The organism is Brevibacillus soli (assembly GCF_044759095.2).
Classification (GTDB): Bacteria; Bacillota; Bacilli; order Brevibacillales; family Brevibacillaceae; genus JBIYSM02.
Genome location: NZ_JBIYSM020000043.1, coordinates 20,191 through 37,198 on the forward strand (window position 1 = coordinate 20,191; position 17,008 = coordinate 37,198).

Annotated in this window: 21 protein-coding genes; 14 read left to right on the plus strand and 7 right to left on the minus strand. The window is 54.4% G+C overall.

The window, feature by feature from the left end; translation table 11 throughout:
* Entirely contained in the window at positions 1–246 is a 246-nt protein-coding gene (locus ACE99V_RS16495) for a hypothetical protein (RefSeq protein WP_400492323.1), read from the minus strand.
* Between the two features lie 181 nt (positions 247–427).
* On the opposite strand from ACE99V_RS16495, the gene ACE99V_RS16500 reads away from it, so the two are divergent.
* Entirely contained in the window at positions 428–760 is a 333-nt protein-coding gene (locus tag ACE99V_RS16500) for a PspC domain-containing protein (protein WP_400492344.1), read from the plus strand.
* Between the two features lie 70 nt (positions 761–830).
* Positions 831–1,001, plus strand: coding sequence for a hypothetical protein (locus ACE99V_RS16505; protein WP_400492324.1), 171 nt, complete (start codon positions 831–833; stop codon positions 999–1,001).
* A 75-nt stretch (positions 1,002–1,076) separates the two neighbouring features.
* On the opposite strand, the gene map is transcribed toward ACE99V_RS16505, so the two are convergent.
* Positions 1,077–1,823 carry a type I methionyl aminopeptidase gene (map, locus tag ACE99V_RS16510; RefSeq protein ID WP_400492325.1) on the minus strand — a complete coding sequence of 249 codons (747 nt, stop codon included), beginning with the start codon at positions 1,821–1,823 and terminating at the stop codon, positions 1,077–1,079.
* A gap of 129 nt (positions 1,824–1,952) precedes the next feature.
* Here map and nadE point away from each other — a divergent pair, with 129 nt between their 5' ends.
* A complete protein-coding gene (gene nadE / locus ACE99V_RS16515; protein WP_400492326.1) occupies positions 1,953–2,705 on the plus strand; it encodes an NAD(+) synthase in 753 nt (250 codons plus the stop codon).
* An 88-nt stretch (positions 2,706–2,793) separates the two neighbouring features.
* Positions 2,794–3,015 carry a hypothetical protein gene (locus ACE99V_RS16520; RefSeq protein ID WP_400492327.1) on the plus strand — a complete coding sequence of 74 codons (222 nt, stop codon included), beginning with the start codon at positions 2,794–2,796 and terminating at the stop codon, positions 3,013–3,015.
* Between the two features lie 61 nt (positions 3,016–3,076).
* On the opposite strand, the gene ACE99V_RS16525 is transcribed toward ACE99V_RS16520, so the two are convergent.
* The 3 genes from ACE99V_RS16525 to phaQ form a co-directional block, all read right to left on the minus strand.
* Positions 3,077–3,565 (minus strand): DUF2062 domain-containing protein, encoded by a 489-nt coding sequence (locus ACE99V_RS16525; RefSeq protein ID WP_400492328.1) that lies wholly within the window; start codon positions 3,563–3,565, stop codon positions 3,077–3,079.
* A 91-nt stretch (positions 3,566–3,656) separates the two neighbouring features.
* Positions 3,657–4,043 carry a hypothetical protein gene (locus tag ACE99V_RS16530; protein ID WP_400492329.1) on the minus strand — a complete coding sequence of 129 codons (387 nt, stop codon included), beginning with the start codon at positions 4,041–4,043 and terminating at the stop codon, positions 3,657–3,659.
* A 31-nt stretch (positions 4,044–4,074) separates the two neighbouring features.
* Entirely contained in the window at positions 4,075–4,440 is a 366-nt protein-coding gene (gene phaQ / locus ACE99V_RS16535; RefSeq protein ID WP_400492330.1) for a poly-beta-hydroxybutyrate-responsive repressor, read from the minus strand.
* A 150-nt stretch (positions 4,441–4,590) separates the two neighbouring features.
* Between phaQ and ACE99V_RS16540 the strand changes: the two genes are divergently transcribed.
* The 6 genes from ACE99V_RS16540 to ACE99V_RS16565 all read left to right on the plus strand — a co-directional run bounded on the left by ACE99V_RS16540 (position 4,591) and on the right by ACE99V_RS16565 (position 10,515).
* The gene (locus ACE99V_RS16540; protein ID WP_400492331.1) at positions 4,591–5,217 is read left to right on the plus strand and encodes a DedA family protein; all 627 of its coding nucleotides are present in this window, start codon (positions 4,591–4,593) and stop codon (positions 5,215–5,217) included.
* Positions 5,214–5,735 (plus strand): YkvA family protein, encoded by a 522-nt coding sequence (locus ACE99V_RS16545; RefSeq protein ID WP_400492332.1) that lies wholly within the window; start codon positions 5,214–5,216, stop codon positions 5,733–5,735. The genes ACE99V_RS16540 and ACE99V_RS16545 overlap by 4 nt, the downstream gene beginning before the upstream one ends.
* Before the next feature lie 27 nt (positions 5,736–5,762).
* Positions 5,763–6,707: a 3'-5' exoribonuclease YhaM family protein gene (locus ACE99V_RS16550; RefSeq protein ID WP_400492333.1), complete on the plus strand. Its 945-nt coding sequence runs from the start codon at positions 5,763–5,765 to the stop codon at positions 6,705–6,707.
* Positions 6,708–7,151: 444 nt separating this feature from the next.
* Positions 7,152–8,102, plus strand: a complete 951-nt coding sequence (locus tag ACE99V_RS16555) for a hypothetical protein (RefSeq protein ID WP_400492334.1) — start codon at positions 7,152–7,154, stop codon at positions 8,100–8,102.
* Positions 8,099–8,371: a hypothetical protein gene (locus ACE99V_RS16560; RefSeq protein WP_400492335.1), complete on the plus strand. Its 273-nt coding sequence runs from the start codon at positions 8,099–8,101 to the stop codon at positions 8,369–8,371. The genes ACE99V_RS16555 and ACE99V_RS16560 overlap by 4 nt, the downstream gene beginning before the upstream one ends.
* Positions 8,372–8,451: 80 nt before the next feature.
* Positions 8,452–10,515 carry an SEC-C metal-binding domain-containing protein gene (locus tag ACE99V_RS16565; RefSeq protein WP_400492336.1) on the plus strand — a complete coding sequence of 688 codons (2,064 nt, stop codon included), beginning with the start codon at positions 8,452–8,454 and terminating at the stop codon, positions 10,513–10,515.
* 56 nt (positions 10,516–10,571) lie between these two features.
* Here the strand turns inward: ACE99V_RS16565 and ACE99V_RS16570 are convergent, their stop codons facing one another.
* On the minus strand, positions 10,572–11,783 hold the full coding sequence (locus ACE99V_RS16570; RefSeq protein ID WP_400492337.1) for an MFS transporter: 1,212 nt from the start codon (positions 11,781–11,783) through the stop codon (positions 10,572–10,574).
* Positions 11,784–11,898: 115 nt separating this feature from the next.
* Positions 11,899–13,074 (minus strand): iron-containing alcohol dehydrogenase, encoded by a 1,176-nt coding sequence (locus ACE99V_RS16575; RefSeq protein WP_400492338.1) that lies wholly within the window; start codon positions 13,072–13,074, stop codon positions 11,899–11,901.
* Positions 13,075–13,182: 108 nt separating this feature from the next.
* On the opposite strand from ACE99V_RS16575, the gene ACE99V_RS16580 reads away from it, so the two are divergent.
* The 4 genes from ACE99V_RS16580 (at position 13,183) to tnpA (ending at position 16,629) form a co-directional block, all read left to right on the plus strand.
* Entirely contained in the window at positions 13,183–14,139 is a 957-nt protein-coding gene (locus tag ACE99V_RS16580; RefSeq protein ID WP_400492339.1) for a carbohydrate kinase family protein, read from the plus strand.
* 68 nt (positions 14,140–14,207) lie between these two features.
* Positions 14,208–14,345, plus strand: coding sequence for a hypothetical protein (locus ACE99V_RS16585; RefSeq protein ID WP_400492340.1), 138 nt, complete (start codon positions 14,208–14,210; stop codon positions 14,343–14,345).
* A gap of 223 nt (positions 14,346–14,568) precedes the next feature.
* Positions 14,569–15,987, plus strand: coding sequence for an LCP family protein (locus tag ACE99V_RS16590; RefSeq protein ID WP_400492341.1), 1,419 nt, complete (start codon positions 14,569–14,571; stop codon positions 15,985–15,987).
* Positions 15,988–16,158: 171 nt separating this feature from the next.
* Positions 16,159–16,629: an IS200/IS605 family transposase gene (tnpA, locus tag ACE99V_RS16595; protein WP_400492342.1), complete on the plus strand. Its 471-nt coding sequence runs from the start codon at positions 16,159–16,161 to the stop codon at positions 16,627–16,629.
* The last annotated feature ends 379 nt before the right edge of the window (positions 16,630–17,008 follow it).

The window sequence follows — 17,008 nt, forward strand, 5'->3', positions numbered from 1 at the left end:
TTACGGACCCGCTGGACCATAGTTGGAGACAGCGTCAATCCGCAAGGGACGATCGTATTCGCCGGCAGTCGTCGCATTCGTCGGCGTTCCGTAGGGCGTCGCGTTGGGTTCAAGTCCGTACGGATGAACGATGCTTTGCTGGTAGTACATGGCAGGGTCGCTATAGATCGCCGGGTTGGCAGGCTGCGTCTCTTTGCTGCAGCCGGTCAAAGCGGCTGCGAGCAGCATCAGCAGCAGGAACGGCATAAGGATCACCTCTTCCGTAGCGTGAACGAATCCTTTCCGTTTCATGCAGAGATGGGGTGTACGGACAAGGAATCCGTCTCGGGACGGAGAGAAAATCCCTCTTCGGTCAGTTTTGCCCCTCTCCCCATTCGGGTATCTTGGAGATATCGGGAAAACGGAAAACAAGAGGGGAATGAAGATGATGATGGAACGACGCTTATACCGTTCGCGCTACGACAAGAAACTGTTTGGTGTGTGCGGGGGAATTGGCCAGTTTCTGCGGATCGACGCCACATTGGTCCGCATCGGGGTGATTGTATTGACGATCTTTACCGGGATTCCGGCCCTGATGTATTTCCTGCTGGCGCTCGTGATGCCAAAAGAGCCGGTTTGGTCCCAATCACATGACGTTTTTGATCCGTTGTATGGGGGAAATGCCTCCACGAGCCTGGACGACGAGATCGATCGGCTGGAGAAGCGGGCATTGGTACAGGAAGTGTACCGTCTGCGCGCTGAGCTTGCAAAATTTAAATGAGAATGAGTCAACAATAAAAACTCCCTGCATATCATGTAAGGTGGAAATCCTACATAGGGAGGGAACGGCAGTGTATCTCGGCGTGTTCGACTTGAACCAGCGATTGGAGCAAACCCGCAAGGTACTTCGAGAGAAGCGGCATCTCAAGAAACTGATTGAAGAAGACATTCAGGAACTGGAAAAAGACGTGCAAGAGTTGGAAGCAATTCTCAACAATTATTCCACGAAAGCGCTCCGGTAAAATAGCTTCTGCACAAGAAACGGCAAAGTGGCAGGCTGAAGTCGAGACAGCCTGCCACTTTGCTTTTGCGCATGGTCATTGCTTGGTCAGAATGAGCGGACCATCGGCCGTGATGGCAATCGTGTGCTCGTACTGGGCGGAAAGCTTTCCGTCGCGGGTACGCGCCGTCCATCCGTCCTCGTCGATCGTGGCGTGGTACGTGCCGATGTTCAGCATCGGTTCAATCGTGATGACCATGCCTTCCTTCAGAAGAGGCCCGCGCCCCGGCGGCCCAAAGTGGGGTACGTACGGTTCTTCATGTATGCTCTGTCCGATGCCATGGCCGGTAAATTCCCTCACCACGGAGTAACCGTGCTGTTGGGCGTATGACTGGATGGCGTGGGAAATGTCACCGATCCGGTTGCCGGCTACCGCCTGTTCAATGCCCAGGTACAGGGACTTTTCCGTGACCTCCAGGAGCCGTTTCGCTTCCGGGGAAACGGTTCCGACTGCATACGACCACGCGGAATCGGCCAGCCAGCCATTCAGGTTCACCACCATGTCGATCGTTACAATGTCACCTTCTAAGAGCGGCTCTTTTCTGGGAAATCCGTGACAGATCACGTCGTTGACCGAGGCGCAGGTAGCGTAAGGGTAACCGTGGTATCCCTTCTGTTCCGGCGTCGCTCCGTGCTCAGCCAGGTATTCCTCGACAAACTGATCGATCTCCCAGGTGGTGATCCCGGGGCGGATCAACTTGGCGATTTTTCTATGGCAGGCGGCGAGGATCGCTCCCGCTGCTTTCATCTGTTCAATTTGTTCACTGGTTTTCAGAATCATCATGGCTGCGCTCCCTTGCTTAACATATCGTCATTTTCCTTACTAGTGTAGACCGCTTCCCCTTTGATTGCCACAAACAATTTTTGCGTGGTAGGATAGGAGGAGCAATTCCAACGGATGGGGGTACCAGTGATGGACAAGTTTCAAGAGCATTTGCAACAATACCAGGCGAACATAAAGGAAGATATGGAAAAGCGGATCGCCTTTATTCGCGAGCAGATTGACGGTCCCGGACTGGGGGGAGCGGTTGTCGGCATCTCGGGAGGAATAGACAGCGCAGTCACAGCGGCCCTGTGCGTGCGGGCGCTGGGCAAGGAACGCGTCATCGGGGTCTGGATGCCGGCCTATTCGCAGGACATACACGCCGAGGATTCCAAAAAGCTGGCCGAGGCGATTGGGTTAAACCTGGTAACGGTAGATTTGGGGCCTGCCTATGATGCGATTGTGGCCGGAATCGAAAAAGTGCTTCCGCTTGACGACAAGACAAAAGGGAACACGAAGGCGCGGCTTAGGATGACAACCCTGTACGCGATCGCCAACCAGAAAGGGTACCTGGTGATTGATACCTGCAACAGAAGTGAAATTTATGTAGGCTACATGACCAAGGGGGGAGACGGATTGGCGGATATCAATCCGGTCGCCAGCCTGACCAAGCACGAAGTTCGCATCCTGGCCCGTGAACTGGGTGTGCCGGAGTCGATTTTGACCAAGGCCCCGTCCGCTGACTTGTGGGCCGGACAGACGGATGAGCAGGAGATGGGCTTTACCTACGAGGATCTGGACCGCTTGCTCATTACCGGTGATACCAATCCAAAGGCAAAGGAGCGCATTGACTACCTCCACCGCGTCTCCGAGCACAAGCGCCGCCCGATGCCGGAAATTTAGGCAACTCGGCAAAACGTTGATTCTGTGGTGAAATTATACGATAATAGAAGGTATGCAAAGATTCTTTGTTTGAAAGAGGTGGTAACAAATGTCTACAACCGAATTGATGCTTAAGACGTCTTTGGAAGGACGCGTGACTCGCACCCTGCAATGCTACTTCCGACGTCCAAACCTGGTGCTGGCGCGCGAAAGCCTGTGGGCAGCAGGCCTTTCCCATGAACAGGCTGACCAGACCATCGAGCTTCTGCTGCAAGGCCTTACTGTTAGCGAGATTTTGGAACAACTGCGCGAAAAAGGCTTCTTCGCGTAACTCTATACAAAGCGAAAAAGACCGGTTCTCTTTTCACAAGAGACCGGTCTTTTGCTGTCGACTATGAACTGGTTCGTCCGGTCGCCACGGGACGGCGCGCCCGTTTTTTGCGATACCACTGCAGAGTGGCGTTCACAAGAAAATAACTGCCGAATGCTACAAGGACACCCATTACCATACTTCCCGTGAAGTAGGCGATGCCGTTTTGCTTCATCCATTGAAGCCAGCCGGCGAAGGATTCGTGATTATGCTGGACGTGTTCCTGAAGCGGATTCCCGATAATCGTAGTGCCCACTTTCAGATTCACCAGCATAAAGATCGGCAGGACGATTTTACCGAAAACGAAGCCAATCAGCGAAGCGGGGAAGCTGCAGCGAAACAGGCGGGTCATCGGGAACAGCAGAAGAAACGCGAGTCCCAAGGTAGGCAGCGTGATGAATTCAATAAAAATACCGACGGAGAAGCCGCGAGCGACGAAAGAAGGTGCTCCCTTCATGCGAATCAGCTTGATGTATTCGTACTTGAGTTTTCGGAGAATTTTTTTCCACATGCCGGCTTGTCCCTCATTTGTAACATTTCAGTGATGATCCTTTCATTATAGCGAAAAAAGGAGAGAGAAGCCATGGAAAGCATTCATTTCGTCAATTTTCTGCAATCGGCTCGTCTTTCGCCGTTTTGGCTCGGCTCGTTTTGCTTCGAGGCTTGGGAACCGTTGCGGACGGGGCCGCACTGCCGGTGGAAACGGTTTTTTTCAACTCGCTGAGCTCGGAGCGCAGAGCGGCAAGCTCATGCTCCAGGTAAATCAGACGAGGTTCCTGGACAGCGATGTCTGATACCTTTTGATCCAGCCAATCCAGTCGTTCTTCCAGACGAGCCGCCTCCTCCAGCATGCCAGACTCCTCTTTGCGTGCAAGTCCTCCTGGCAGGAACATCGCGGCAGACTGTGCCTGAACCCACTGCTGCCATTGTTTCATCACGAGATCGGCAGCAGTCTCATGCCAGACAAAGGGATTCGAAAATGGATACATGGTAAACCCTCCTAACAGGTAGATGGAGATGTTATTTCTTCTCCTCAGGGTTGGTCGTAGGTGCCTTTCCGGTATACAGGGCAAAAAAGTTTTCCAGCATCTTGTTGTACGCACCCAGTGCGGACGCCCAGTCTTTCAGAAATTGCTCGCCTGCCTCCGTGATGGAATAAAGCCTGCGGGCTGGACCGCCGTCCGTCGCGTCCCAGGCGGAACGGATAAAGCCTTCCTTTTCCAACTGGCGAAGCGTACGGTAGACCGTTCCTTGATCGACAGTGGGAAAACCGAACAGGCTCAGCTTCTGGATGAGGTCGTAGCCGTGAGTTTCCCAGGAGCGAAGCAAAAGAAGCAGATAGGGTGTAAGCCAACTGCGTATGGGTTTCACCATATCTTGGTCCATTGTGAAAACCCTCCTTGTAAAGTTTACCTATGTGTAAATTACACCTAATTGGTTTTGTTGTCAAGGAACCGGGATTTGTGTCTGCTCCCTTTCCTTTGGCATAATGGAGGTGGTACAGATAACTTGTTTGAAATGTGGTGAAGGTATTAGATGGAGGATTTCGTCTACGCGTTCGGTGGATACATAGAGAATTACGGGTATGCTGCGTTGTTCAGTCTGTTTTTTCTGGGGATTTTGGGCATGCCGTTACCGGAAGAGACGCTGCTGGTCTTCTCTGGTTTTCTCGTTTCGACCGGACAACTGCAGTATGTTCCCACGTTTCTCACCTGTTTTTTCGGCTCCATATCGGCGATGACCGCCGCGTACTGGATTGGCCGCAGCCTGGGATTTCCCTTTGTCGAGCGATACGGCAAACGCTTCGGGTTGGGCTATACGGTTTACAAAAAGACAGAGGACTGGTTTAACCGCGTGGGCAAATGGGCGCTGCCGCTCGGTTACTTCATCCCGGGAGTACGGCAGTTTACCGCATACTTCGCCGGCATTACGAAGCTGCCGTTTCGCACATTCATCATCTATACCTACACGGGCGGGTTGTTCTGGAGCGCCCTGTTTGTCACTGTCGGCTGGCAGCTGGGAGAGCGTTGGGAACAGCTGTTTGACGTGATTTCCCGCAATCTCGCCATCTTCTTCCTGCTGCTTCTGGCGATTATTGCCGCCGTTTCCTTTTACCGCCGCCGCAATCCGTATTCCAAACCAAAAAGGGAGGAATTGCCATGAGCGATGAGCAAAAACACGAGGTTACGCTGCTGCCTGCGGTTAAGAAACCGCAAGAGCTTGTCCCAATCGAGCTGCCACAGAAGCACCAGAGCTTCTACGACAGGCTGCGTGAAAAGATCGAAGCCTTTATTCGGGAAAAAGGCGTCAACGAGACGGTAACCGGGTATGTTCTCCTGGCACCCGATCTGTTTGTGCTGTTGGCTCGTCTGATGCTGGACAAGCGGGTCAGCGTCCAGTCCAAGGCAATTGCCGGGGTTGCCGTGGCGTATTTCATTACCCCGTTGGACTTCATTCCGGAAGTGTTCACCGGCGGATTTGGCCTGCTTGACGATGTCGTTCTGGCGGTGTACGCCCTGCGGAAAATCCTTGTCGACGTCGACGCGGCGGTTGTCCGCCAACATTGGAACGGCGAAGAAGATGTGCTGAAGATCATCACCAAAGTGGTCAAATCGGCAGACGACCTGATTGGAAAAAAGCTGGTCCGCAAAATAGAGGAGACCTTGTTTCGAAAAAAATAGAAATGGTGCAGGGGAAGGAATGAAAAGATGAGATATTTGCACGATTACGCAGAGGGAGAACGGGTTGTCACCTTTTGTCTGGTGAAAGCCAAGGAGGTTGGTGTCGCCAGCAATCAAAGCGAGTACCTCAATCTGGAGCTGGGCGATCGTTCCGGCACGATGACGGCCAAGCTGTGGGATGTCAGCGAGGAGATAAAAGAGCTGATTCAGGTAAAATCGGTGATCAAGATCGATGCCCTGATGCAGACGTACCGCGGCAAAAAGCAGCTGGTGATTCAGCGGGTTCGTCTCGCCTCTCCGTCCGACGAAGTCATGATGGAAGCGCTGGTTCCGGTATCACCGTACCCGGCAGATGAACTGTGGAGCCGACTGGAACGGTTCGTGGCAGAGATGAAGAGCGAGGTACTTCAGGCGATCGTGCGTGAGATTCTGCAGGATGAGGAGATCGCTGGTCGGCTGCGCCATTTTCCGGCAGGGGTAAAAATGCACCATAACTACTACCACGGACTGCTTGAACATATCGTGTCGCTTCTCACAGCAGCCGAACGCCTGCTTCCCCTCTATCCCCAGGTGGACAAGGACATTCTCTACGCCACCTGCATCCTGCACGACATCGGCAAGCTTTATGAGCTGTCAGATGCGGTTGCTCCTGACTACACCACGCCGGGACAGCTCATCGGCCACCTGGTTATGGGAGTGGAACTGGTAAGCGGAGTTTGCCGCAAGCTGGGGATCTCCCTCGGTCACGTGGAAGTGCTTCACTTGAAGCATTGCATTCTGAGTCACCACGGCGACGTGGAGAACGGATGGGGCAGCGCGGTTTCCGGCAAGACATCTGCAGCCGTTTTGTTCCACTACCTCGACCAAATCGACAGCAAGATGAATGCGCTGGGCCAATTGCTAGCGGAGATGGGAGAGGAAGAGTGGGGCTACGCGGGTGCGCTCAGGCGAAAAGTGTGGAGAGGGTATTGATTGGCCGGGCAAGGAGCAGGAGAAACCCTGCTGTGTCTGTAGACAAACCCGAATGTTTGTGGGAGGGACGTTTCTTCCAGCCGTACGCGAGCTGTGACGACCTGCTAGCGCAGCGACGTGGGCGCAGGGAAAACGCAGCGCTACTCTGAAAAAACGTCGTAGCGACGCTACTTTAGCGCTGCCCCTGCGAATCGTCGCGCAGCGGACAGTTTTCACTTCCCTGCGGGGAGGAGGGTCGAGCGATAGGCGGAAGAACGGTCCTCTTCCCTGGCGGATCTTTGTCATCAATCTGAGCAGGATCAACCCTGCTCTTTTTCCATTTTTCAGATAGATGGAAAAACACAATCAGTTTGCGTCAAAGTAGGATTTTCCCCGTACGCGTAGAATACCTAGTTATTCCAAGCCATTGGCAATGCCTTGCCAATGCAGGAAAGGAGAAGGTTCATGAAACGGCCAACCTATACCTTATCGAGTATCATCAAGAAGGTGTTTCGGCCCGGCGAGCGTTCTCTTCCGCGAAACGAGATCATCTCGCGGATCGAGGAGAGCGGTCTGGCGGACCGACACAACCTGGAAAGCGAAGCGCTGCTTGCCGAGGTTCTTCGGATGGAACAGTCACCATTGCGGGTTGGGCGTTCCGATGCCATCCTTGAGCTTACGTTTCAACCCCATCAGCTGTTCGATTTGGCCTACCGTTTTCTGCGCGAAACCCAGACGCCGAAAACCGTGGAGCAGATCATACCGGAGCTGCGCAGACAGACGCAGTTCGCCTGGAATCAAATCGTACGGATGCTGCAGTTGGAGCGTGACCCGCGTTTTGTACAGTATCAAGGAGATACCCGCTGGTTTTTGGCGGAGTGGGAGCTGGCCAACGACCGGATCTACGCATTTTGCTGCCAAAACGGGATTACGCAGATAACGGCTCGTTCCCTTGCTCATTTTATGGCGGTGGAGGTCGGGCTTCCGGAAAAAGAATACGTTTTTGTTCCTGGACTCGATGAGCGGTTTCGCTTGGACGGCGAGACGCTGTATGTGCTTGCCAAAAGCGAAGAGGCCGCCATCGGAGCACACGAAGAAGCGGCAGCGGCAACCGCAACCGCGACGCTGTCACAGAAGCAGGAAGAACAAGCAGAATGGTATGAACAACTACATTTTGAGGAGGAACCTTTGATGAATACAGTACAAACTCAACCGGTCATTCAGGAAGTAAACCACCTGCTGCGCCAGGCATTGGGACGTCTGGAAGTGCGCAGCCAGGAAATGGCGCAAGAAGTGATTGCCCATTTTCAACAAAGCAACATGCAGGCAATAGAAGTGCTGATGAAAGAGAAACATAAGAATGAACAGATCGCACTTGGCATCCAACAATTGCTGGCCGCTTGTGAACAGCAATGAGCAACCTTGAGGCCATGATCCGGTTTGAGCACAGGTTTGGCTTGCTGCGCGACATCATCGCCGGCTATCGGATTCGCCTTCGGGATATGGAACAGGAAGTGGTAGAGCTGTTTGCGGCCAATCAGCTCTCGGCCATCTCCACATGCATGAGTGAGAAGCAGCGGATTGTCCGGCTGATCCAACGACTGGAACAGTTCGTGGAAACCTGGGAAGCGTCCCAGGATGGCGGTATTTCTCATGAATCGAAAAGAGAACACTTGAATACCTGACGTGAGATGCGATATATATAGGGGGATTGCTTATCTCCCGCGCATGCCGCGCTGGGATTGAAAGGAGATCCAAACCCCTTATGTCAGTCGGTAGAAATGAGCTTTGTCCCTGCGGAAGCGGGAAAAAATACAAAAAATGCTGCGGTGTCGTTACTCCGATTACCGAGTTGCGCAGCCGGCATGAGCAGAAACTGAGAAAGGAATACGCCGCCTGGATCGAGCGGCTCAACAACTTTGTCGGTACTCATGTGAGCAATGAGGCAGTCAACGAGGCGAGGGACCGATTTGCCCGCGAAATCGGGCTGAGCGAGGAGAGCGTCCTGCGCCCCGAATGGACCACTCATTTCTTCAACTGGTACGTGATTGACGTACGAACCAATGGTGATTCCCTTCTAGACAGCTTTCTCAAACAGCAAGGCCGCAAGATGGAAGCGGATCTGCGCCGCGCCTTTTCCCAGCTGTATGTAGGAATGTATGAAATCGTACAGGTGGAAAAGGAAGTCTACACCGTTCGTCAGTTGCCAACGGGTGAACCCCGTTACATCCTGCGTACCGCCGGTGTTGAGGCTCAAGCGGGGCAAATCATCGTGGGCCGTCTGCTCAATCTGGGTTTGCGAGACATGCTCTTTTCCGGCAGCATTTTCTTGCAGCCCCACGTGAAGCCTGCGCTTCTCGAGTGGCTTGAGGATCATCCGGAGGTTGGGGAAGCGGCCGCCGCCCCGGACAAACGTACTTATACAACGGATCTTTACCGTTTCATCGTAGAACTCGGCGATTCAACCGGGAATACACAGGGAGACGGCATGGTGCGCCGCATCTACCGTGACGTTGACCTTTCCCGCTTGAGCCAGACGATCGAATCGCACCGCGCCTTTGAACTGAAAAAGCGGGACGGGGGCAGGGAAATATGGGTATATGCCACCCGCAAAGAGGAGCATCTCTTTCCGGCGCTGAAGGACGCCTTGCTGGAGCTGCACGAGGTGTTGGCAGAAGTGATCGTCCATCCGGACAGCGTCGTCTGGGTAGAGGGATTTCCACCGATTTTGGATGAAGTCACCGCCCTGCTGCAGCTGTCGGATGCAAGCGAACAGCAGCCGATTCAGCAGCTTACCTCTACAGGAACCAGGTTGACCAAAGGAACCTTGTTCATCACCAGTGAGCCTACCCTGCCGCCAAAAGTGCTGCAGTGGGCAGTACAGACCTATTTTACAGAAAAGTGGCTGGTTACACCGCACGACCAGTTGGACGGGTTGGCCCCCACGCTGGTAGCCGCGTCGGATAATCCGGAATGGAGAGAGAAGCTTCTCGGTCTGATTCAGCAGTTGGAGAACGACAGCAAGTTGGGACAGGGTCTGGCTCGCTTCATGCGCATTTCGATCCTGCGTCCCCGTCTGTCTCTGCCGAATGAGGAGCTCCACATTTCCAACCTGCTGGAACGGCCGATGATCGAAGGGCTTCCCGAAAGCGTCTACACGGTTCACCCTGAACGCCTGGCTGACATTACCCGATTTGTCCAGGAAATGACGGAGGGCAAATCGGAAGCCACCGTGAAAAAGTACGACGAAGTCATGAATTGCTTCCGTTCCTTTGTCAGAGGAGCATTCGGTCCGAGCTTCACCTGGGACCAGCTTCGGCGGGAAGATCTGGCCTATTTCCTCGTCCACGACATTTTCACCCGCGTAGATACGGCGACGAAGACGCTGGCAGCCAACCTCCTGTCTGTTTTGCTGGCGTTTTTCAAGTGGCTGGACAAACAGTATGGGATGGAACTGACCGGACGGATGCAGCCGTTGTTCAGCGAATGGAAGGAGAGCTTGCCGGAAGCGTACCGCCTGCGTACGGTTTTGGAAAAAGAGGCGCACCAGCAGCTCGCTTCGGCCGATTCGGCACCGCAGCGGGTTATGGAGGAACCTCTGGTCCTGGTCGAACGCAACGGAAGCGGTTGGGTGGCCAAGCGTCGAACCAAAGAGACAGTTGTGCTGCAGCTTGGTGTGGAGGCAGCGCAAATGATCGAGCCCGATTGGATCATCACCGGACTGATCGGGCAGGTGAGCGACGGTACCTGGCGCTTCTACGGCACCCCGGAACTGTATCCGCCGGTGGTGGCACAGATGTTGGGTGTGGAGCTTTCCGTACTTGTGTAATGGAGAAAAACCCGAGGAGAAATTTCCTCGGGTTTTTGTATGGGATTCCAGAGGGATCAAACAGTTTCCCGTTCCCATTCTCTCAGCGTCTGATCCTTCGGCAGCAGGAAACCGAGCGCTCCGATCAAAGGCATCAGGGAACAGAGCGTAATGACAAAGGCGATGCCCTTCAAGTCTGCCAGATGTCCCAAAACGGAAGCGCCGATCCCGCCCATTCCGAAGGCGAGACCGATAATCAAGCCTGAGACAGTGCCTATGCGACCGGGCAGCAGCTCCTGGGCGTACACGACTGTCACGGAGAAGCTGGACAGGAGGATCAGGCCGGTCAAGAACAGCAGGGGATAGATCCATATGCCGGTCACATAGGGTGTCAGCAGGGTAAGCGGCAGGGCGCCCAGTGAGGCAAGAATCAACAGGTTTCGTTTGCCGAATCGGTCGGCAAGCGGGCCGCCGAAAAACGTGCCGACGGCTCCGGCGAGGAGGAACAGAAAGACGCACATCTGCGCATGGGAGAACGTCAACCCTTGGACGTCGATCAGGTAAAACTGAAAAAAGCTTTGATAACCGGCGTGCATCCAGGAGCGGACGCTGACGATCAGCACCAGCAGGCTAAGGGCGGTGAGCCGCTTGTGGCGGTAGGCGTAGCTGGCAGCCTGGCTGACAGCCTTTTTTCGCTGTAGCTGCTGCTGCAGGTACCAGGTCGCGACGTAGAGAAGCACGGCGAGCGCAATGGCGGCCGGTATGGTAAACCAGGCGGCACCCGCCTGGCCAAGCGGAGCGAAGATTAACACTGTCATCAGCGGGGCGAGCGCCTGCCCTGCATTACCGCCTACCTGAAAGATCGATTGGCCGAGGCCGCGGCGCGGGCCGGAGGCCATGTAGGCAACCCGGGAGGCCTCCGGGTGAAAGACGGCGGAGCCGATGCCGACACAAGCCACGGAAAGCAGGACGAACGCATAATGCTGGGAATAGGCAATCCCCACCATGCCCACGCCGGAGACGAGCATGGCCAGCGGCAGCAGAAAAGGCCGGGGGGTGCGGTCCGATACATAACCAATAACGGGCTGCAGGACCGAGGCCGTCACATTCATCACCAGCAGGATCATGCCGATGTGAAAGTAACTGAGACTCAAATTATCCTTCAGAATCGGCAGAACTGCGGGAATCACTGCCTGCAGGCTGTCGTTCAGCAGATGGACGAGACTGATGGCAAACAGGACGCGATAAACGGTGGGGGAAGCAGCGGTTGTCGGGGTAATCACTGACATACGTTCAACTCCATGTACGTAACTTAATCCCCACTGTAGCACTGTTTTTTATGACCGTCACTACTGAAGAACCAGCATATGGCGCCTTCGCATACTGCACTTCTCTACATACGCACTACGGCTTACGGCCTGCGTATGCCGCTTCGAACAGCTGTCGATACTCCTGTGCCGTGATGGTTCGGCAGTTGCTGGGTGTCGAACCGTTTTGAAACGAGGCTTCAGCCAGCGTGTCAAAGTCCTCGTGTCGCACGTAGGAAAGGGAGGAAAACCGGGGAATGCCGATCTCTTCCGACAGGCCGAACAGAGCCTCAACAAGCCGATCCGATGCTTCTTCGTCCGACATCCCCTCCGAAGCCAGACCGCAGATGCGGGCAACTCGGGCATGCTTGATGGGATCAGCAGCCGCATTGAAGGCGGTCACATACGGCAGGAACATGGAGTTGGCCACTCCGTGCGGGGTATCGTACAGCCCGCCCAGTGCTTCCGCCATGCAGTGGACCGAAGCTACATCGGCGTGGGAGAAGGCCATTCCGGCCATCAGCGAACCCACCATCATCTCACGGCGTGCTTCCTGATTGCCCCCCTCGCGCACGGCGATCGGCAGGTAGCGCCAGATCCGTTCCATTGCCGCCAACGCCAGCCCGTCAGAGACGGGATTAGCCAGCCTGCAGGTGTACGCCTCGATGGCGTGGACGAACGCATCCATGCCGGTTGCAGCCGTCAAGCTTTGGGGCAGGCTGTACGTCGTCACCGGGTCAACCAGTGCCAGTTTTGGTGCAAGCTTTACATCCTTTACAGTCATTTTAAACTGCCGCTCTGTGTCCGTAATCACGGCGGAGCGGGTCACTTCCGATCCAGTGCCGGCCGTCGTGGGAATCGCGACGAGCGGCGTCACGTCTTTGGTCACCTTGCCGCGTCCTTCGTACTGGCGAATGGTTCCCGGGTGGGTATGCAAGAGAGCAATCGCTTTGGCTGAATCGATAACAGAGCCGCCGCCCACCGCCACGATAACCTCCGGATTCCACTCCCTGGCCAGATCGCCGCCGGCCTGGCAGTCCACATCCTTGGGATTGGCCGAGACCTGGTCAAACACTACGGTCTCAAAGCCTTCCTGCGCAAGGGAAGCCAGTACCGGTTCCAACAGTCCCGCTGCGCGTATGCCGGGATCGGTTACCATCATTGCCTTCCGACCGGGCACGGTACTTTTGATCCATTCCCCTGCATTGGAAAGCAGGTTGTCCGCAAAGACAATTCGAGTAGGTAAATCAAAGGAAAATGTCGAAATCATCATAAAACATCACTCCTCCCATACATCTTTTGTGGAAACATTCTACGCCAATCAGGCAGAAACCTGCCTGTCGAGGGAGAGCAGCCGACCAAGCCGAAGGGGGTAGCGTACATGCTGGAGGATTTCAAAGACTACTGGCTCATCGTCGGAGGGGCCAACGTCGATGTGAAAGGGGAATCGACGTCCAAACTGCTTTTGGGTACAAGCAATCCGGGAACCGTCACGATGACGGCGGGAGGGGTCGCCCGTAATGTGGCGGAACACTTGGCACGGTTGGGAGAAGAAGTCCTGCTCTATGCTCTCATTGGAGAAGATGCGGATGGCGAATGGCTGAAGCAGACGACGGCAAAAAGCGGAGTAGCGACAAACGGCATGATCCGTGTCGCCGGCCAGCGAACGGGACGTTATCTGGGTATTCACGACAGCAACGGCGAGTTGATTACCGCCGTGGCCGACATGGCTGTGAATGAAGCGTGGGACGAGTCCGCCATTCAAGCGGGATTGAGACAGCTGACACATGCGGCTGGCATGTTTGTCGACGCCAACCTGCCGAAGCATGTCCTGGAGCGCTTTATCCATGAGGCGAAGCGGCTGGGAGTGAAGATTGTAGCAGATCCTGTTTCCGTCAAAAAAGCCGAGAAGTGGAAAGGGATGCTGGATGGCTTGTACCTGATGGCCCCCAGCATTGATGAAACGGAAGTCCTGATCGGCACCCGGATCAAGTCCCAGGGAGACATTGAAAAGGCGGCTGCCCGCCTGCTGGAACAGGGAGTTCAACACGTGATGATCACCTGCGGGACAAAAGGCGTCTATCTGCGAAGCTCGGGAGAGTCAGCCTGGCTGCCCTCACCGAAAGCGGCGGTACGGGACGTGACGGGAGCGGGGGATGCGTTCACGGCAGGAGTCATGTTTGCCCACAGACTGACCGGGTCACTCACAGAGCAGGCAGCTTACGGCCTCGCTTTGGCTGGGCTGGTTCTGTCGCCGCAATCGTCGGAAGCGATTCAGGTCAACCGTGAAGCGCTTCTGCAGGCAGCGGCTGCCTATGCGGACGAAGCGCGTCTGTAATCCGGTATGAGAAAGCGGACTTTGAAGTACACTACACCATAGTCCAACCACCCAGAGGAGGAGCGCAGATGGAAAAGAAGTCCAATGACCTAAACGGCAAACAGGAAAGCCGTGTTCGTCACGGAGGTGACGCCCATCAGTCCCATCAAAAAGAGCCCAAGGGACCCGCGCAGGGCTTCAGTCAAGCGCCAAAAGGGCTGCAATAAATCGGTCTTGACAGCTCCTTCATCCCGCTTAGGCGGGTGGAGGAGCTTTTTGTTCCCGCACATTTTTCTACAAAAGCGGACACTGATGTGTTACAATAAGTCAGAGTTTTACAATCCATAGAAAATATGTGAGGATCCTGTCGAATGGCTCGATTCCAACAACTTTGATGCTGGATTACATAGGAAGAAAAATGAGAGCGAACCAGTAAGGAGTTTGATACGGATGCAGGAAACCTTTGCGAGAAGTCGCGCCTCCGTGCACAAGCAGAAGAAACCGGTAAAGAGACGCAAAGTCCGCAGGCTGGTTGTTCTGTTTCTGTTTGCGATGCTGATACTGGCAGGCGGTGTGGCCGGGGCGATTTATTGGAAAATAAACGAAACACTGGGAATCGTCAGTTCAAACACCCGTGACGGGGTAAATACATTGACGGAGGGCGTGGATTCTGCCTATCACTCCGACAAGCCGATCTCTTTCGTCATCTTGGGACGCGACACCCGCCCGGAGACGGGATCCATGAATACGGATGTCATGATTGTCGCCGTCGCCAATCCCCAGTCAAAAAAAGTGACCATGGTCTCTCTGCCGCGCGATACCCGAATCAAGATCCCGGGGTACAGCGGCTACCGCAAGATCAACGAGGTCTATGCGGACGGGGAAGCGGAGCGCCGTCGTGCCGAGCGCAACGGTCAGGTCCCCACGGAAAACGGAGTTACCCTGACGAAAAAGACGCTCAAGGAACTGCTTGGCATCCCGATCGAACACTACGTGGAAGTCGATTTTGAGGGCTTCAAGGCGGTGATTGACGAACTGGGCGGCGTCGAGGTAAACGTCGACCGCAAGCTGGTCTACGACGATCCGACGGATGACACGCACATCAACCTGGAGCCGGGACTGCAGCTGTTGAACGGCGAGCAGGCGTTGGGGTACGTGCGCCATCGTCATGACAACCGCGGCTATAAGTACTACTCCAGCGACTTTGACCGAAGTCGCCGACAGCAGGAAGTCATCAAAGCAATTGTTGACAAGACCACCTCGGTTGAAGGGGTCACAAAGCTTTTCAGCATCATGGACGTGGCCGGCGAGCACATCCACACCGACATGCCGGAGGATAAAATCAAAGGATTGGCGATCGACTTTAAAGGATTGAGTTCGGCGTCCATCAACAGCCTGGATAACGGCGCGTACTGGAAGTCACCCTTCACGTATTTGCCAAAGGAGAATCTCGACGCGATTCGCACCACCCTGCAATCGGAGATGGGTTTGAGTGAAAGCGTTGTAGCTCACCTGAACGATTCGCCTGTTAGCGGATCGGGCGGGGAGGAAACGGTTACCAGAACGAAACCGTCCACGAAAAAGAAGCCGACCGAATCGGCAGCCCCGGCACCGGCTGCAAAACCAAAGCGGGAATCGTCTTCAGCAAAACCCGGGCAGATTCCGGCTCCGCAGCAAACCGAAACACCCGCTTCCACTCCGGAAACGACACAGCCTCCCGACATTCAGCCGCCTGCTCAACCGGACGGGGGAACACCGCCGGCTGACATCGGCAGCCAGACGCCGCCGCCTGACATTGTTCCGCCTGTTACGCCGGAGCAAAACCCCGGTAACCAAACGCAACCGGACAACGGTACCACAAATTCATAATCTATGGAAAAAGGGTTGGAGATCATCCAGCCCTTTTCTTTGTATACGAAAACCCCCAGTTCGACTGGGGGTTCAGGAAAGCTTATAGCTATGAGTAGCCATCCTTTGAGCCCGGTGATAAGATAAGAGCCGGTCTGCCAACCGCTCACACTTATCACAGGAGGACAAAGGATGGACAAGAGCAGTCTAGCACACACCAAATGGAACTGCAAATATCATATCGTATTTGCTCCGAAATACCGTAGACAAGTGATATACGGGAAATTGAGAAGAGAGATCGGGAAGATTTTACGGGAGTTATGTGAACGAAAAGGCGTGGAGATCATCGAAGCGGAAGCCTGCGTGGATCATATTCACATGCTGGTGAGTATCCCACCCAAGTTAAGTGTATCGGAGTTCATGGGCTATTTAAAGGGAAAAAGCTCACTAATGATCTTTGATCAGTTTGCAAATCTGAAATACCGATACGGAAACCGTCAATTTTGGTGCCGAGGGTACTATGTAGATACAGTAGGGAGAAATAAAAAGGTAATTGAGGAATATATTCGTAACCAGTTAGTGGAGGACAAGAATTATGAGCAATTAACGATGAAAGAACTGATCGACCCGTTTACGGGTGAGTCGGTGAAAAGGGGCAAATAAAGGAGCCCCTTTTCAGGGGCCGCCCGGGGCGACACGCGGTTGGCAGACTTTCAGTGCGCCTTTAAGGCGCTTGCTTGTAACATGCCCTTATAGGGCTGATGGAAGCCACCGGCTAAGCCGGTGGTTATGACTGGTGTATAAGAATTTATAAATTTGGACATCCCATACAGCCGCTAGAAAAGTGTTCGGGGCCCCGCCCGGCGAAGAAAGGGACCCCACTCGGCACAGCGATAGCTAGTTACTCCTGAAAAAATCGTTTTTTGGCAGAAGCATCTCATTGTGGTGAATCTCAGGGGGCTACTGTGTAACTGTATCCGTTAATCGTTGCTTATTTGGCCATTTGGGCTGCTCTTCTGAGGTTATGAGCCCAGATTCCGAA

Excerpts from the sequence above, each read along its gene's own strand:
- ACE99V_RS16495 (WP_400492323.1), bottom strand. The coding sequence starts at position 246 with ATGCCGTTCCTGCTGCTGATGCTGCTCGCAGCCGCTTTGACCGGCTGC.
- ACE99V_RS16500 (WP_400492344.1), top strand. The coding sequence starts at position 428 with ATGATGGAACGACGCTTATACCGTTCGCGCTACGACAAGAAACTGTTT.
- map (WP_400492325.1), bottom strand. The coding sequence starts at position 1,823 with ATGATGATTCTGAAAACCAGTGAACAAATTGAACAGATGAAAGCAGCG.
- nadE (WP_400492326.1), top strand. The coding sequence starts at position 1,953 with ATGGACAAGTTTCAAGAGCATTTGCAACAATACCAGGCGAACATAAAG.
- ACE99V_RS16520 (WP_400492327.1), top strand. The coding sequence starts at position 2,794 with ATGTCTACAACCGAATTGATGCTTAAGACGTCTTTGGAAGGACGCGTG.
- ACE99V_RS16525 (WP_400492328.1), bottom strand. The coding sequence starts at position 3,565 with ATGTGGAAAAAAATTCTCCGAAAACTCAAGTACGAATACATCAAGCTG.
- ACE99V_RS16530 (WP_400492329.1), bottom strand. The coding sequence starts at position 4,043 with ATGTATCCATTTTCGAATCCCTTTGTCTGGCATGAGACTGCTGCCGAT.
- phaQ (WP_400492330.1), bottom strand. The coding sequence starts at position 4,440 with ATGGACCAAGATATGGTGAAACCCATACGCAGTTGGCTTACACCCTAT.
- ACE99V_RS16540 (WP_400492331.1), top strand. The coding sequence starts at position 4,591 with ATGGAGGATTTCGTCTACGCGTTCGGTGGATACATAGAGAATTACGGG.
- ACE99V_RS16545 (WP_400492332.1), top strand. The coding sequence starts at position 5,214 with ATGAGCGATGAGCAAAAACACGAGGTTACGCTGCTGCCTGCGGTTAAG.
- ACE99V_RS16550 (WP_400492333.1), top strand. The coding sequence starts at position 5,763 with ATGAGATATTTGCACGATTACGCAGAGGGAGAACGGGTTGTCACCTTT.
- ACE99V_RS16555 (WP_400492334.1), top strand. The coding sequence starts at position 7,152 with ATGAAACGGCCAACCTATACCTTATCGAGTATCATCAAGAAGGTGTTT.
- ACE99V_RS16560 (WP_400492335.1), top strand. The coding sequence starts at position 8,099 with ATGAGCAACCTTGAGGCCATGATCCGGTTTGAGCACAGGTTTGGCTTG.
- ACE99V_RS16565 (WP_400492336.1), top strand. The coding sequence starts at position 8,452 with ATGTCAGTCGGTAGAAATGAGCTTTGTCCCTGCGGAAGCGGGAAAAAA.
- ACE99V_RS16570 (WP_400492337.1), bottom strand. The coding sequence starts at position 11,783 with ATGTCAGTGATTACCCCGACAACCGCTGCTTCCCCCACCGTTTATCGC.
- ACE99V_RS16575 (WP_400492338.1), bottom strand. The coding sequence starts at position 13,074 with ATGATGATTTCGACATTTTCCTTTGATTTACCTACTCGAATTGTCTTT.
- ACE99V_RS16580 (WP_400492339.1), top strand. The coding sequence starts at position 13,183 with ATGCTGGAGGATTTCAAAGACTACTGGCTCATCGTCGGAGGGGCCAAC.
- ACE99V_RS16585 (WP_400492340.1), top strand. The coding sequence starts at position 14,208 with ATGGAAAAGAAGTCCAATGACCTAAACGGCAAACAGGAAAGCCGTGTT.
- ACE99V_RS16590 (WP_400492341.1), top strand. The coding sequence starts at position 14,569 with ATGCAGGAAACCTTTGCGAGAAGTCGCGCCTCCGTGCACAAGCAGAAG.
- tnpA (WP_400492342.1), top strand. The coding sequence starts at position 16,159 with ATGGACAAGAGCAGTCTAGCACACACCAAATGGAACTGCAAATATCAT.